Annotated in this window: 16 protein-coding genes; 14 read left to right on the top strand and 2 right to left on the bottom strand. The window is 37.4% G+C overall.

The features are described from left to right. The first annotated feature begins 7 nt into the window (after positions 1-7). The 14 genes from F933_RS07290 (at position 8) to F933_RS07225 (ending at position 13,200) form a co-directional block, all read left to right on the top strand. A complete protein-coding gene (locus tag F933_RS07290; RefSeq protein WP_252322631.1) occupies positions 8-430 on the top strand; it encodes a type IV pilin protein in 423 nt (140 codons plus the stop codon). 317 nt (positions 431-747) lie between these two features. Further along, positions 748-1,206 carry a GspH/FimT family pseudopilin gene (locus tag F933_RS07285; protein ID WP_005059881.1) on the top strand — a complete coding sequence of 153 codons (459 nt, stop codon included), beginning with the start codon at positions 748-750 and terminating at the stop codon, positions 1,204-1,206. After that, a complete protein-coding gene (pilV, locus tag F933_RS07280; protein ID WP_005059880.1) occupies positions 1,203-1,691 on the top strand; it encodes a type IV pilus modification protein PilV in 489 nt (162 codons plus the stop codon). The genes F933_RS07285 and pilV overlap by 4 nt, the downstream gene beginning before the upstream one ends. A 1-nt stretch (position 1,692) precedes the next feature. Continuing rightward, on the top strand, positions 1,693-2,706 hold the full coding sequence (locus F933_RS07275; protein WP_005059879.1) for a prepilin-type N-terminal cleavage/methylation domain-containing protein: 1,014 nt from the start codon (positions 1,693-1,695) through the stop codon (positions 2,704-2,706). A gap of 2 nt (positions 2,707-2,708) precedes the next feature. Beyond that, positions 2,709-3,449, top strand: a complete 741-nt coding sequence (locus F933_RS07270) for a hypothetical protein (protein WP_005059878.1) — start codon at positions 2,709-2,711, stop codon at positions 3,447-3,449. A 14-nt stretch (positions 3,450-3,463) separates the two neighbouring features. Then, positions 3,464-7,597 carry a pilus assembly protein gene (locus F933_RS07265; protein ID WP_005059877.1) on the top strand — a complete coding sequence of 1,378 codons (4,134 nt, stop codon included), beginning with the start codon at positions 3,464-3,466 and terminating at the stop codon, positions 7,595-7,597. A gap of 301 nt (positions 7,598-7,898) precedes the next feature. After that, positions 7,899-8,333, top strand: coding sequence for a type IV pilin protein (locus tag F933_RS07260; protein WP_252322632.1), 435 nt, complete (start codon positions 7,899-7,901; stop codon positions 8,331-8,333). A 161-nt stretch (positions 8,334-8,494) separates the two neighbouring features. After that, on the top strand, positions 8,495-8,752 hold the full coding sequence (gene rpsP / locus F933_RS07255; protein WP_034710927.1) for a 30S ribosomal protein S16: 258 nt from the start codon (positions 8,495-8,497) through the stop codon (positions 8,750-8,752). Between the two features lie 16 nt (positions 8,753-8,768). Continuing rightward, positions 8,769-9,317, top strand: a complete 549-nt coding sequence (gene rimM / locus F933_RS07250) for a ribosome maturation factor RimM (protein WP_005052147.1) — start codon at positions 8,769-8,771, stop codon at positions 9,315-9,317. A 46-nt stretch (positions 9,318-9,363) separates the two neighbouring features. Then, complete coding sequence (trmD, locus tag F933_RS07245) at positions 9,364-10,104, top strand: tRNA (guanosine(37)-N1)-methyltransferase TrmD (RefSeq protein WP_005059871.1); 741 nt, start codon at positions 9,364-9,366, stop codon at positions 10,102-10,104. A gap of 230 nt (positions 10,105-10,334) precedes the next feature. Continuing rightward, positions 10,335-10,706, top strand: coding sequence for a 50S ribosomal protein L19 (rplS, locus tag F933_RS07240; protein ID WP_005052144.1), 372 nt, complete (start codon positions 10,335-10,337; stop codon positions 10,704-10,706). A gap of 219 nt (positions 10,707-10,925) precedes the next feature. Continuing rightward, the gene (gene truB / locus F933_RS07235; protein ID WP_005059869.1) at positions 10,926-11,819 is read left to right on the top strand and encodes a tRNA pseudouridine(55) synthase TruB; all 894 of its coding nucleotides are present in this window, start codon (positions 10,926-10,928) and stop codon (positions 11,817-11,819) included. 5 nt (positions 11,820-11,824) lie between these two features. Then, positions 11,825-12,601: a sulfite exporter TauE/SafE family protein gene (locus tag F933_RS07230; protein WP_167539075.1), complete on the top strand. Its 777-nt coding sequence runs from the start codon at positions 11,825-11,827 to the stop codon at positions 12,599-12,601. A 152-nt stretch (positions 12,602-12,753) separates the two neighbouring features. Next, on the top strand, positions 12,754-13,200 hold the full coding sequence (locus F933_RS07225; protein ID WP_005052141.1) for a hemerythrin domain-containing protein: 447 nt from the start codon (positions 12,754-12,756) through the stop codon (positions 13,198-13,200). A 38-nt stretch (positions 13,201-13,238) separates the two neighbouring features. Here F933_RS07225 and F933_RS07220 read toward each other — a convergent pair whose 3' ends face one another. Then, positions 13,239-14,105: an EamA family transporter gene (locus tag F933_RS07220; protein WP_005059867.1), complete on the bottom strand. Its 867-nt coding sequence runs from the start codon at positions 14,103-14,105 to the stop codon at positions 13,239-13,241. 92 nt (positions 14,106-14,197) lie between these two features. Further along, positions 14,198-15,079 (bottom strand): EamA family transporter, encoded by an 882-nt coding sequence (locus F933_RS07215; RefSeq protein ID WP_034710592.1) that lies wholly within the window; start codon positions 15,077-15,079, stop codon positions 14,198-14,200. Positions 15,080-15,159 lie beyond the last annotated feature (80 nt).

The following is a 15,159-nucleotide window of genomic DNA, read 5'->3' as shown; positions in this document are numbered from 1 at the left end:
TGAACTCATGATTGTTGTTGGCATTGTAGGAATATTGGCAGCTATTGCTTACCCATCTTATACGTCATACAAGGTGCGAGTTCAACGTACTGATGCTCAAGCAGAAATGATGCAAATTGCTCGCACTATGGCTAATTATAAAATGGCAAATAATAATTATGCTGGAAGAACAGTTATTAACATTTATGGTGCAGCAACAATTCCAAGAACAGATCCTTTGTACGATATTACTTTAACTGATGTGGATGGCGTTTTGCTTACAAATGCTAGTGCAAAAGTCAGAACTTGGTTGCTCATAGCAACACCAAAAACTGGTACAACACAAGCGTCTAATGGAGTGATCTGTTTAAATGATCAGGGTCAGAAGTTCTGGGCTAAGGGTGCTACAGCATGCTCTCTATCAACAGCTTCGAATTGGGATGGCTATTAATTTAAATTATAGTAATTATTTATATGATATGAAGTTCGGATTTTAAAATTTGAACTTCATGTTAACTAAAATCTGTTATTAAAATAATTAATTTAAACTTTATTTAGTGTTGGTGTATTTAATTTTTAGTGTGAAATAAATAAAATATTAAATAATTTTTAAATATCTATTTAAGTAAAATAAATAATAAGCACATTGTCTGAAAAAAAAGACCATTTATCTATATGGTATGGATTTTTTCTTATTTTAATAAGAAAGTGAGAACTAGTAAAAAGAAAATAAATATAACAATAATTAATGTGCATATGGAGGTCTATATGCAGCATATCAATATTGATGGATTTACTCTGATTGAGTTGATGGTAACTATTCTAGTTATAGCAATTATAGCTGTTATTACAATGCCTTCATTTTCTGTTATGTATAACCGTAAAAAGTTAGAGTCCTCAGTAAACGAACTAGTTATACAAATTTCTCAAGCAAGAAGTAGAGCTGTACTAATACGTAAAACTACAGGTGTATGTTTAGATGTTCTTTCAATACGTGATTGTTCAACGGCTGTATCAATAAATGAAACGGATCAAGATCGAATATTTAAAGTTAATTTGGATCATGAAGTAACTGCAGAAACTCTTTCCGCAAAGAGTATTCAGTTTCGTAGTAACGGCAGTATCGCTACTTCTGTAAATTTTATTCTATCTAGACAAGCTCTTTCTTATTGTATCAACGTTGGTATTACAGGGGATACAGTGATAAATGAAGGAGCCTGTTTATGAATATTTCAAATCATAGAGGGACTGGGCTAGTAGAGGTTTTAGTTGGATTGTTTCTATTGGCAATTGGCGTGTTGGGTTTCTCAATATTGCAATTAAGAGCGGTTGATGCGAGCTTAGAAGCAAATAATCAAGTTTTGGCACTCACTATTGCTCAAGATTTAGCAGAAAGAATGAGGGCTAACCCACAAGCTTTAATAGATGGTCATTATGCCGTTGGGAGTGTAACTTTATCTACGATATCCAAAGATAATTCGCCAGCAAATCCTAAAAATACTGCTAATCAAGATTTACAAAATGTAGCTCTTCATGCGCAACGTCATGGAATGAATTTATCTATTGATAAATGTCCTGTTGGAAATACTCGGCAATGTATTTATGTAGCGTGGGAGGAAACCTCATTAAGTGGTGAGAGAGGCTTAGAAAACTGCATTAAAGATGGAGTATACGTTCAAGGTTCACACTGTTTATTTTTGGAGGCGTATTAAAATGAAAAAAAGCTTTCAAAAATTAAAACAAAATCAACAGGGTTATACATTAGTAGAACTTATGATTTCGATAGTTCTTGGACTGATAATCGTAGCGGCTGGAATTCAACTCTTTATTACAGGAATTACAAGTTATAAATTACAAAAAGCAATGGCAAATATTCAGAATAATGCAAGCTTTGGTTTGAATTTTATAATTGACGATATTCGTAAGGCTAATCTCAGCTCTCCACTGCCTGCAGTCAATGATCAAATTTCTTATGCTGGAATTTTACTCACTGATCTAAACGTGGGCAAAAAAATAAATTTAAATTGTAATGATTGTTTTAAAGATAACAAACTATCCACTTTTGGCACAGCACATGTTGCTGCACATAGTAATGATCAGTTAATAATCCGTTATAGAGCACCTCACAATAGTTTTGACTGCTCTGGTATCCATTTAACAAAAGATACGTTTGTTATACAACGTTATTATGTTGGTCCGAGTTTAACTGATTTAAGGCAGTCTTTAAGATGTCAGGCAGCACAATATACTCAACAACAACTCAATGCTCTTAAAGAAACTGATGCAGCACTAAAGTTAAATTGGAAAAAAAGCCAAATCATTTTACCTAATGTTGATTTTTTCAAGGTAAAGCTTGGCTATATTGATGGTGATCTAAATAAGAATGATAGTAGCCTCGCATATGTTGATGTTGAAAACTATATGAATTTAACGGCAAAAAAGAAAAATATAAATGGAATAGTTCAAATTACTCGCCCTCATATTAATTCAATTCAATTGGGTGTCTTAGTTCAGTCGCAAGATAATGCTGGTAACCACATGTCTATAAGAAATAAGAATAAAGATGAGTTTCAAATGTTAGGTATGAAATTGAAATTGAATGCTGCATATCAGGATGCGCGATTACGTCAAGTTGTTGAGCAGACAGTTTCACTCAGAAATGCTATGGGTTGGGTCGCTGAGGGGTGTGATAGTAGTAAGACCACAACATGTACTGGAGGGTTGTGAAGATGATCCGATATGAACGTGGTTCAACTATTATCGTGGTTTTAATTATATTATTACTTGTCACAATTGTTGGAACACTAGCTATTCGTGAAAGTATGAGTTCACTAAAGTTAGTGAGTAATAATCAGATGCAAGCATTGCTTTTAAAGAACTCGGATGCTGCATTGATAGCTTTTCAAAGACCTGAAACAACTCAGAGAATTGCAGCAGCAAATGGAATAGTTGGATTCTTTAAAAATAATGATAACTGGAATAAAGAACTTATCTTTTGTTTTAAAGATAACTCTCCATTTGATTTGTCCAATGCGAGTTGGCTGTACTGGCAAGATAGTACAATGCAAATTCAACTTATGGCAACGAATGGTGGCGCATGCCATGCAAATGATATTTCTGCTGGACGTTCTCAGGTCATTACGCAAGTCCATGTTAAACGAGCTGTCTCTCAAGCAACGCCTTTCTCAGAATTCGCTAGAGGGACAGATGTAATTACTGCAAAAACTGAAAACAACATACTTTTAAAAGTGTACGTAACATCAGTTATGAAAGGATTACTTTCAAATCCTAATAATGATTTATTTGATATCAAGATCGGGTGTTTAAATAAAAGTATAGATCCACCTGCAAACGCTTTAGAGAAAGGGCAAATTTCTCTGACTCAATGCCTCAAAGATAAAAATATTTTATTCAGTACACAGGTAGCAGAATATCGCTTCTTATCTGACTTTGAACCATCAGGTTCATAAGGGAGATCAATCAAATGAATAACAAAAAAATTAAATTGAAACAAGAATTAATAATTAAAAATTTTGGTTTTTCAGTGGCTAAAAAATACGCAAGATTGAAATTTTTTTCAGGTCTCATTTTTTCAGGATGCTCTATAGCCTCCTCTGTTATACATGCAAGTGACATTGAGATTTATCGACAAGGAAATGATGCTGGTAAAAAAACGATTATGTTGATGGTTGATACATCTCAAACCATGGGTTCACCCGCTTTGGATTTACTAAGAGATTATCCACTTTGCATTAGTAGTAAAATTTTTGGAGTGGTTGGTGCTTTACCTGCTGTGGATGTTCGCTTAACTCCACAGGCAGGTGGCGAAGTATATTGTGATGTGATTTTTCCTAAATCGGTTTTAGATTTACTTGGTACAGTCGATTCCGTTACTGGCTCTGGAAAGAACAGCTTATTAGGTTTGAAAAGTTCATTGGATTATATGAGGGCGAGTTGTTCATCATTTTCAGATTTACCATCTAGTGAACCTAAACCTGATAGCGGGCGATTAAAAGTAAATATTAGTTTAGGTGAGGGCTATCGTTGTTACAGTCGTTTATCTCGTATCAAAATAGCAGTTCAAGATGTAATTAATGGCAATTCCAGTAAAAATATTGAAGCATTGTCTGAAAATGTTGTAATAGGATTATCTGTTTTTCCAGCTAAAAATAGTTCAGGGATTAATGATCAAGCAGGAATGATCATTGTACCAGCAAAAGCATTAAGTGATTCTGGTCAAAAAGAAGCATTACAGACCGCAATCAATGATTTATTCCCAAGTGATGATCCTTTGGGAAATATTTTAGATAGTGTAATCGGAGTTTTGAATAGTCTTTTAGACGGGTTAAATATTGTAGGATTATTAACGAATGTTTTAGATCTTATCGCTGGATTGCCAGCAGCCGTCTTGTCATTATTAAGTAATGTAGAAACGCCGACTGCAACTGCTTATGCAGAAACAGGTGCTTATCTACTAGGATACAATACAAAGGGAACTGGCGAAAAACTTTCAGAATTTGAGTCTCCGATAAATACAAACTATGCATATAAATGTTTAATTCGAAGTGCGGATAATAATTGCTCGCAATATGAAAAAGAGCCATGCAATGGATTCTTATGTACGCCTCAAAATAAACGTTATAACTTGCCTAGTTACTCTAGATATGAGGAGATTAGTACAGGGTTGTTGGGTCTAAATAAGATTGTTCGTTATTACAATTTTGGTGATTCGATATATTCTGGATTTAATTATCGGGGAAATAGTGTGTCTATTTATGGTGATAACTATGTTAATCCTGAAAATATTCGTAGACAAATCAATAGTGGTGATAAAACTCAATGTCTTGGGCAAGGTATTTTTGTCTTGACTGGAAATATTCCAAAGCTCGGTTCAAGTGATATTCTTGGAGTACAGCGAGTAATGCAAAAATCACTTGGTAAAAATTCTACAAACAATATTTCAGACTTTTGCAATAATTCACCAGCATCTTGGTCAATGAAAGGAACAAGTACTGCGACATGGTCCTGTATTGCAAATTATTCGAAAGCGTTATTAGATAAAAACTCTAGCTATAAAACAAACGTAGAAATAAAAACAGCTGTAGCTGGAGTAGGTAAAGAGTTTAATTATGTACGATTAGAGGATGATAAAGTTGTTGGTGTGGGTATTGACGGCAGCATCGTTAATACATTGCTTAATACCGTTAAAGGATTGTTAAAAACGGCACTAAGTGTGGTTAGTATAGTTGTCGATTTAAAACCACTTTTAAATCTAGTGGATATCCTTTTACCTACATCACCGGTAAATGAATCTGACATAGAAAATTTAGTAAATTGGGGTAATGAAGGAAAAGGTGGTTGGTATACGGAAGCAAGCCATGGAAGTATTTCCCAAAGTATCTTAGATTTTAGTCAACAGCTTCTTGAAGAAAAAACAAATTCATTTTTAGGTGTTGCTACTATACCTTCTGATCCATTAACGCCATATGAATTAGACAATAATGTGTATAACAGCATGTTCTTGCCATCCAATCAGCAGAATTGGTTTGGCAATTTAAAAAAATATTCTGTTTTAACAGAAGGAAAGTCGAATGGTGAGCAAGTTATTAGACTTAAAGGCAGTATAGATTTTAAAGATCAGTGGAACAGTAATAAGGAGGAAAAGGAAGACGGTTCTGAAGTTTTGCAGGGAGGAGTCGCTGATCAATTAAAAAAATTAAGAGAAAAAGATAAAGATTCAACTCGAAAATTATGGATTAATCGAGATTGTAAAAAAGAAAATAATATTTATAGATTTGTAGAAAATGATGCTTTAAAAGAAATTAGGTTTGATTATTTAGCCGATGTTAATAGTCTAAGATGTCAATCAAATAGCACATTAAAAGATAATTTGGGAGGGTATTTGATTAACCTAATAGGTTACAAAGTTGAACCCGAAAATATTGAAGCAAAGGATCTTAAGGGAAGCGAGCCATTATGGCAGTTAGGAATGCCATTGCACTCAACACCTGTGAAAATTACCCAATACGCAAAATTTAATAATAATGGTGTTATAGATCGAGATGACTATATTATTTTTGGTTCTACTCAAGGCTTATTGCATGTCGTAGATGCTGATGATGGTAAGGAAAAATTCGCTTTTGTACCCAATGAAATGCTTGAAAATGCGGAACAAAGAAAAGCATTCACCAATCAACGTCAAGGAAGTTATCGTAATATGCCCTATGGTGTCGATGGCGCTTGGACTGCATATACAGAATACGTTTATGGGATGAACGATGGGAAAATCGTTGCAACTGTAGGGCAAATAGGTTCTTCAAATAACAGGATTAAGGGCAAGCAAGTACTTTATGGTGGCTTGCGAATGGGAGGCCGTGGTTACTATGCCTTAGATCTTGCTGATTTAGACTCACCAAAATTAAAATTCCACATTAATCCTGATCAAGCTGTTGCAAATAGTCCATTAAGTTTCATGGGGCAAAGTTGGTCTAAGCCAACAATTGCATACGTAAATTGGAAAGGTCAACGGAAACACGTCATGTTCGTAGGTGGTGGATATGATCTTGGATATGAGAGCAAAGACTATAATCCAAGTTTATCCAAAGGTGCAGGCATCTATATGTTTGATGCAGATAATGGTGACTTACTTTGGTGGACAAGTGCGAATGCAACAACAAAAAACGATGGCAATAAAGAACATGCTTTAAAAGTTGCAACGATGCAATACAGTGTGGTGAGTAGAATTAATGTACTTGATCGGAATGGTGATGGTTTGATGGATCATCTTTATTTCGGTGATTTAGGTGGGCAGGTCTGGCGTATTGATTTGAATCCAGACATGAATGCTAGTTCAGGAAGTTTTGCTCAGTATACAACACGATTACTTAATTTACACAAGGCAGATGGAAGTAGTCCAAGATTCTATGATGCACCAAGTTTTAGTATTTATGGTTACGAAGAGCCTTTAGCTGTTTTGAGTATTGCTTCAGGTAACCGAAGTCTACCTGTGAGCGATGAACGTTCAGGGGAAATATATAACTTATTTGATCGTGACGTGACCCGTACAGATCTATATAGCTCAACATTTACACCGCTCACTAAAGATATTGATCTCAGTTCTAGTAATGCGTTACGTGGCATATTCACTGCTGATGAAGTTAGAAATAAGACTATTGATCAAGTGAAGTCACTCATGCCAAATGGTTGGGTCATTTCATTTAATCCGAATGCAAGTGTGGGTAAAGATCCTGATGCAGCACAAGGTAAGAAAATTTTAGATGAGATGGCAGTTGTAAATAAAAATCTTTATGTCAGTGTTTATAATCCAGGTCAGCAGCCAACCTGCCCAGTCCAAGTTAGAGGTGAAACCAAAATACACCGTTATTGCTTACCCTTTGGGATATGTGAGCAACAGTTACAGTCAGGACAAGTAAATAGTTTTGTTGCTGGAAAAGGTATCGTCCCGATTAATATTGGAGCGGGTATAACTGACCCAAATTCAAAACTACAGTCACGTGGCTTAATTCGTAACTGGGCGACTAATGACGTGGGTGAGTTACCTATAAATAAAATGCGCCGTCAACTCGTGCCATTAACATGGTATGAAAATAATGAATAAAAATAAAATTCAGCAACTGAAATATGAATATGTGATGGGAGATAACTTATCCCATCACGCTAAGATGGTAGAGTCGAGTGCTACCCGACTTTATCCTGCTACTCGAAGCATAGTTTCTCGTCTTGGGGCAAGATTGAGTGTGAGAAGAATTGCTTCGCAAGGATTTCATTCCTGCCACTACGAGCATAGCTCTCCGTCTTATATTTTTAATCTTCGCACTCGAAGCATAACTTCTCGTCTTGCGACACGATCGTGCGTTGCTCGATTTAATCGTGTCTCAGGATTTACCTTAATTGAACTGATGGTTGTGGTCATGATTGTGGCGATTCTCGCTGCGATTGCAATCCCCAGTTATGATGCTTATATTCGTCGAGCAGATTTATCAACTGCCCAGCAAGAGATGTTGAAAATTGGTGCTTTGTTAGAGAAGCATCGATCACGTAATTTTAGTTATGATGGTTTTGTTTTAAAAGGAACAGCAACAAACCAAGGCGCATATTATGCTGTTCTAAATGCGACCGATACCATGCTGCTTTTACCTTTAAATGCAACCAATGGAAGCCAAAAATTCACCTTATCATTAAATGTCGCTTCTCAAACATGGTCACTCAAAGCAGTTAGTCAAAATCCTAGAAATGATTCTCTATTGTTCACTAGCACAGGTAAAAAATGTAAGACCAAAACAGCGGCAAGTATTACTAATTCAAGTTGCGGTTCTCATTCAGAGGATTGGTAAAAGTAATATTTCAAAAGCAAATTCAAAGCTGTGGATAAATCTAAATTTAATCTTTCTTTCAAGCTAAAAATAACGTAGAATGTCGCCCTCTATTAAAGGGGTTTGAAATGCTGCCGATGGTCGGTGCAGGGATAATCCGTAAAAACTATAAGGTTGTTCTCATGGTTGTTATTCGTTTAGCGCGCGGTGGTGCAAAAAAACGTCCATTCTATCAAATCATCGTTACTGATAGCCGTAATGCACGTGATGGTCGTTTCATCGAGCGTATTGGTTTCTTTAACCCAACTGCACAAGGTAAAGCTGAAAAAGTTCGCTTAGATGCTGAACGTTTTGCTCACTGGGTTGCTCAAGGTGCTCAACCTTCTGAACGTGTTGCTTCTTTAGCTGCTCAAGCTAAAAAAGCTGCAGCTACTGCTTAAGGGTAGTAGATAACCCATGACATCAATACAGAATGTTCCCGAAGATCGGATTCAGATTGGACAGTTACGTTCAGCTTATGGATTGAATGGGTGGCTCTGGGTTTATTCTAATACTGAACCTATGAGCAATATGTTTGACTACCTACCTTGGTACATTGAGACTAAGGCAGGTTGGCAAACAATAGATGTAAAACGTTGGAAGCCACATGGCAAAGGCTTGGTTGTTGCGCTGAAAGATGTGAATGATCGCACTGGAGCGGAAAACTTGGTTGGCGCTAATATTTGGATTGCTAAATCTCAACTTCCCAAAGCAGATGTAGACGAGTATTACTGGTCTGATCTGAAAGGCTTAACTGTGTTAGGTCTTAATGATGATGAGCAAGAAGTTAATCTAGGTCAAATCTTTGAATTGTTTGAAACAGGTGCCAATGATGTCATGGTCGTCAAAGCGACTGCTGACAGTGTTGATGCTGAAGAGCGAATGATTCCTTGGCATAAAGATGTGGTACAACGTGTTGATCTTGAAGCTGGTCGCATTTACGTCAATTGGGGCGTAGATTACTAATCCTTTCGAGGGGAAGTAGCGCAGCAGGAAATGAGAGGAGTCTGCGGTGTTTTTTGCAGTCATCACATTATTTCCTGAGATGTTCGAAGCGATTACAGCATACGGGATTAGCGGACGTGCAGCGAAACGTGACATCGTGCAATTAACTTGCATAAACCCACGAGATTTTGCTGAGGGCAACTACAAACGAGTGGATGAGCGTCCATTTGGTGGTGGTCCAGGTATGGTGATGATGGCTGAGCCTTTGGCGAAAGCAATTAGCCATGCTAAACAACTTGCTTCGCAAGCAGGCTGTGTTCATGTGCCAGTGGTGTATATGTCACCGCAAGGCAAAACCCTAAGTGAACAGGCGGTACAACAATTCGTTGAATATGATGGTTTGGTTGTATTGTGTGGACGTTATGAGGGGGTGGATGAGCGTTTAATCCAGCATTATGTTGATCAAGAATGGTCAATAGGGGATTACGTTTTATCAGGTGGTGAACTTCCTGCGATGGTGTTGCTTGATAGTATTATTCGTCGATTGCCAAATGTCATGTCTGATGAGCAATCCGCGATACAAGATTCTTTTGTGGATGGTTTGTTAGATTGTCCACAATATACAAAACCTGACCATTTTGAAGGGTTGGATGTGCCTGAGGTACTTAAATCAGGACATCATGCCAATATAGAAAAATGGCGTTTTTTGCAGCGTTATCAACGTACTTTAGATCGCCGACCAGAGTTGGTAGAAAAAGTGGAATTGACCAAGCAGCAAATAAAATGGTTAAAAAATTCGCAAGGATAAAGGTAAATCCAAGTATGACTTGGACGTGCTATTCAATATAGCACTGCTTTTATTCTTGTAACAAACGAGAAGCTTAGCTTCGAGTTGCTACTTAAACTTTGTTTAAGTTGAATAATAGGCTCCTTGGAACATGTGTTCTAAGGGGAAAGTTAAACGGGAGATATGCGCTTTAGCCTCTATTCCCAGCGGTGTAAGAGACCTCTTCTCTCCCGCACATTTGGAGACTCCACATGAGTGGTAAGCATCCTTTAGTTCAAGCTGTTGAAAATGCACAGTTAAAATCAGACATTCCTGCTTTTGCACCAGGCGATACAGTTATCGTTCAGGTTAAAGTAAAAGAGGGTGAGCGTGAGCGTCTTCAGGCATTTGAAGGTGTTGTAATCGCGAAGAAAAACCGTGGTTTAAACTCTGCTTTCACAGTTCGTAAAATTTCTAGCGGCGTTGGTGTTGAGCGTGTTTTCCAAACTCACTCTCCAGTTGTTGCTAAAATCGAAGTGAAACGTCGTGGTGACGTTCGTCGTGCTAAACTTTACTACCTACGCGAGTTGTCTGGTAAAGCTGCACGTATTCGTGAAAAATTACCAGCTCGTAAACAAGGTTAATTTTAACTTTGTTTTAAAGCAAAAAAATGCGCTATTAGGCGCATTTTTTTATGGTCGTATCAAAATAAAAAATTATATTTTAAAAGTAATTAATTGCGAACCTGTGATCGATTTAGATCGAACTTTAATCTTGCTCTTTGCTGTAAAAATACTGCTTTTATTAAAATTTTAGAGCTGGTTTTTTGATAAAATACGCCTTTATTGTCTGGCTTTTTATTTATGAAAAAAAGTTCTTATCGTCACTTAAGCGGCGTTTTCTTATTGAATAAACCTTTGGGTTTAAGTTCTAATTCCGCGCTTCAGAAAGTACGTCGACTTTTCAACGCACAAAAAGCTGGACATACGGGTGCATTGGATCCCTTGGCAACAGGCTTATTACCAATTTGCTTGGGTGAGGCGACTAAGTTTTCACATTATTTACTTGATTCAACCAAACGCTATCAAACGACGGTAAAGCTTGGGCAAACCACAGCCACAGGTGATGTAGAAGGTAAGATTTTACAACAAAGACCAGTACCTCACTTAACAACAGAAAGCATTGAACACGTATTAGAAAAATTTCGAGGTGATATTCAGCAAATTCCCCCAATGTATTCTGCTTTAAAACGTGATGGTCGTCCTCTCTATGAGTTAGCTCGAAAGGGAATTGAAATTGAACGTGAAGCACGCCCAGTAACGATTTATAACTTAACATTGCTTAGTTTTACTGAAGATAGTCTTACTTTAGATGTGACTTGTTCAAAGGGAACTTATATCCGTGTATTAGGGGAAGATATTGGTGAAGCTTTGGGCTGCGGTGGACATTTGACAAAATTACATCGTACCCAAACGGGACACTTTGAGATTAATCCAAGTTATACCATTGAATATCTTGAAAGCCTTTCACTAGAACAACGCGATGCTTTATTGCTGTCGGTCTATGCACCCGTGGAACATTTTCCAAGAGTTCAATTACCTGAGGGGCGTGAAAAGTATTTTGGCAATGGTCAGGAAAGTAATATTGATCATGAGGCAGCGGCTGAAGTTTTGGTTTTTGATGGTGAACGTTGTTTAGGTTTAGCTGAAATTACAGATAAAAAACGTCTTGTTCCAAAACGCTTACTCAATTTATAGGGTCATTGTCGATGGAATGGGAACTGATTCTGAGTCTTATGTTCTTTGCTTTTTGTGCGGGAACCATTGATGCGGCAGTTGGTGGTGGTGGTCTTATCCAAATTCCCGCATTAATGGGGGCATTACCGAATACATCACCGGCAACGTTGTTTGGAACTAACAAAGTTGCTTCAATCTGTGGAACCGCTTCAGCAGCGTTTTCATTTGTGCGACGAGTAAAATTAAAATGGCCATTACTCGTTGTAATTGCCATTTTTGCTTTTATCAGCTCATTCGCAGGTGCTGCATGTGTCTCTATGATTCCGACACATATTTTAAGACCTTTCGTATTGGTTATGCTGATCGTGATTGCGATTTATACCTTCATGAAAAAGCAATTTGGGCAAGTTCATGTGGATCAACGAATTACGCCAAAACTTTTGATCTTTGCTGCAATTGGTAGTCTTGCGATCGGGTTTTATGATGGTATCTTTGGACCGGGTACAGGCAGTTTCTTTATTTTCTTTTTTATTCGTTTTCTGCAAGTTGATTTCTTGCATGCATCTGCATTATCAAAAATTGGCAATTTCATGACCAATCTTGCGGCGCTGAGTTTCTTTATTCCCACAGGCCATGTGCTTTTCTCACTTGGTTTGATGATGGCAGTTGCAAATATTGCAGGTTCATTATTAGGCGTACGTCTCGCTTTGAAATATGGTAGTGGTTTTATTCGAATTTTATTTTTAATTTTAGTGAGTATTCTGATTTGCCGTCTGGGATATCAAATTATTGTGGCTGCTTGAATTTAAAGATAAATTTTCAATACAAAAACAAACCTAATTGATGCTGTTTGAAAAAAATACACTTTCTATGATGGGTATCTAGCCACATTCCACAATACGAGGATGTTTTTTAATTCTGTATTGTGGCGATTAGCCAATCATAGAGGTGAATAATGAATATATTTGAAGCACTCCGAGAAAGTCATGAGTTACAACGTAGTTTAGCGAATAGCTTGATTGAAACGAGTGGGGCAAGTGAAGACAGAAAAGAATTATTTGATTTATTAAAAAATGAACTTTATGCACATTCCGTGGCTGAAGATCGCTATTTATATATTCCTTTAATGTTTAATGATGTAGGTTTGGATATCACTCGACATGCCTTGGCTGAACACCATGAAATGGATGAATTGGTCGAGCAACTTGAAGAAACGGATATGAGTAGTCCAAGTTGGATTGCAACTGCTAAACAATTAAGTGAAAAGGTTCATCATCACCTAAAGGAAGAGGAACATAAGTTTTTCCAACAAGCTGGAAAAATTTTAGAGGAGAGTGAAAAGGAAAAATTAGGTAAAAAGTATTTAGCCGAATATCAGAAATATAAAAATGCAGATACCTAATTTTTCGTTATAACAATAATGAGCAGAGCGGAGTGTACTTACGGTGTTTGTGTTTTTTCACCACGTAAGGTCACTCCAATCGATGCGATCATGATACAGAAAAGTGCAAACCACTGAATCATGCTGATTTGTTCATGCAAGATCAGTAATCCAGCCAAAGCTGCCAAAGCTGGTGCAAGACTGGTCAGTGTTCCATAACTGAGTTTGCTTAAACGTTTTAAAGCCATGAGATCGAGTGCATAGGGAATAGCAGTGGCTAAAACGGCAATCACTAAGGCTTTGCCCCAATATTGGGTATCTAGCAAAGCAGGTGTGTTATTCCAGAGTCCGAATGGTAATAATGTCAGTGCTGACAAACCAATCGCAATTGTGAGTGCATGCATTCCGATATTTTGTTGCACAACACGATGCCCAAAATAAATATACAAAGCCCAAAACAGTCCTGCACTTAAAGCGCAAGCTGCTCCAAAATAAGAGAAATTTTCCGAGTTCGCATCGTGCCAAGGAACCATGAGTGCGATTCCAAGAATGGCAAAAACCACCCAAATATAATCACTGCGCTGTTTGATTGATAGCAGCGCTAATCCCAAAGGACCAATAAATTCAAGACCCACTGCAATACCTTGAGGTAACTTACCTAAAGACGTATAAAATAAAATATTCATACAGCCCAAAGACGCACTATATAGCAATAAGTCTCGCCATTTAAGAGATTTGAGCTTAGACAATATCGTCCAAGAACGGAACATGATTGCAACTAAAATTGTCGCAAAACAGAGTCTTAAAATGGTGACAGTGAGTGGGTCGAGAGTTGCAATAAGTTGTTTGGCAAACGAAGCGCTGATTTGATATGACACCATGGATAGAACCATGTATAGCACTGCGATCAACTGAATATTTTTCATGGCGATTCTACAAAATCAAAGTAAAAAAACCTAAACAATAGGTTTCAAAATTATAAGTTGAAGTGGAGAGCGTAGATTGGTGATTTTTCATTTTATGTACGCTCGTTTTGCAGTCGGGCACGTTGCGTGGTAACGGTACAACCAATCGATGCAATGATAATCGTGCCAAGTGCAAGCCATTGATTCCACAATAAGGTTTCACCCAAAAAGATAAATCCTGATAGGGCTGCTACAGCAGGTTCAAGGCTCATTAAAGTACCAAAGCTCAAGGGCGTTAGACTTCTTAATGCGATCATTTCTAGGGTAAACGGCAAAGCACTGGCTAAGATCGCCAGTCCAATAAAATAATAGAGATTAGGTAATTCAAATACGCGATCAATTGCACCTGAATATACAGTAAAAGGAATGAGACATAGCATGCCGATACTCATACCCAAACATACAGTATGATTACCCGATATGCCTGATGGCTTCTGTCCTGCAATAATATACACTGCCCAACATGCACCAGCGCTTATCGCAAAAAAGACCCCCAATAAATCGAGTCCGTGTTGAGCTTGTTGTAATGGAAACAGCAGAATTAAGCCTAAAATTGCACAGCCAACCCAAATAAAATCATATTTTTGACGCGCATAATAAAGCGCTACGCTCAATGGTCCGATAAACTCAAAAGCAACGGCAAGTCCTAAGGGTAATCTTTCAAGCGATAAATAGAACAGCGCATTCATGCCTGCAAGCGCAATTCCATAAGTACAAATGGCTTTCCAGCGCACAACTTTAAAATTGATGGTCCAAATTTTAAAGATAACTGCCAAAATAATCGCACCAAAAAACAAGCGCATGGCAGAAACGGTCAGTACTGGAAAACTTTGAAATAGAATTTTGGCTAAAGAACCACTGCCTTGAACGCAAATCATTGCAAGCATCAACAGCAATACGGCATGAAGTGGTGTTTTCAACATTGAGGCAGACATCTTATTTTTTTAACATTCAGTATAATATTCACATAATAATTCAATCACCCATAAAAAAGCCACAGCATTTACTGTGGCTT

This window comes from Acinetobacter beijerinckii CIP 110307 (assembly GCF_000369005.1).
Lineage (GTDB): Bacteria > Pseudomonadota > Gammaproteobacteria > Pseudomonadales > Moraxellaceae > Acinetobacter > Acinetobacter beijerinckii.
Note: the sequence above shows the minus strand (reverse complement) of the source record. Positions and strands in the feature narration are given on the sequence as shown.

Coding starts and splice junctions, on each gene's coding strand:
- rpsP (WP_034710927.1), top strand. CDS start 8,495: ATGGTTGTTATTCGTTTAGCGCGCGGTGGTGCAAAAAAACGTCCATTC.
- pilV (WP_005059880.1), top strand. CDS start 1,203: ATGAATATTTCAAATCATAGAGGGACTGGGCTAGTAGAGGTTTTAGTT.
- F933_RS07290 (WP_252322631.1), top strand. CDS start 8: ATGATTGTTGTTGGCATTGTAGGAATATTGGCAGCTATTGCTTACCCA.
- truB (WP_005059869.1), top strand. CDS start 10,926: ATGAAAAAAAGTTCTTATCGTCACTTAAGCGGCGTTTTCTTATTGAAT.
- F933_RS07270 (WP_005059878.1), top strand. CDS start 2,709: ATGATCCGATATGAACGTGGTTCAACTATTATCGTGGTTTTAATTATA.
- F933_RS07220 (WP_005059867.1), bottom strand. CDS start 14,105: ATGAAAAATATTCAGTTGATCGCAGTGCTATACATGGTTCTATCCATG.
- rplS (WP_005052144.1), top strand. CDS start 10,335: ATGAGTGGTAAGCATCCTTTAGTTCAAGCTGTTGAAAATGCACAGTTA.
- F933_RS07260 (WP_252322632.1), top strand. CDS start 7,899: ATGGTTGTGGTCATGATTGTGGCGATTCTCGCTGCGATTGCAATCCCC.
- F933_RS07265 (WP_005059877.1), top strand. CDS start 3,464: ATGAATAACAAAAAAATTAAATTGAAACAAGAATTAATAATTAAAAAT.
- F933_RS07285 (WP_005059881.1), top strand. CDS start 748: ATGCAGCATATCAATATTGATGGATTTACTCTGATTGAGTTGATGGTA.
- F933_RS07215 (WP_034710592.1), bottom strand. CDS start 15,079: ATGTCTGCCTCAATGTTGAAAACACCACTTCATGCCGTATTGCTGTTG.
- F933_RS07225 (WP_005052141.1), top strand. CDS start 12,754: ATGAATATATTTGAAGCACTCCGAGAAAGTCATGAGTTACAACGTAGT.
- F933_RS07275 (WP_005059879.1), top strand. CDS start 1,693: ATGAAAAAAAGCTTTCAAAAATTAAAACAAAATCAACAGGGTTATACA.
- rimM (WP_005052147.1), top strand. CDS start 8,769: ATGACATCAATACAGAATGTTCCCGAAGATCGGATTCAGATTGGACAG.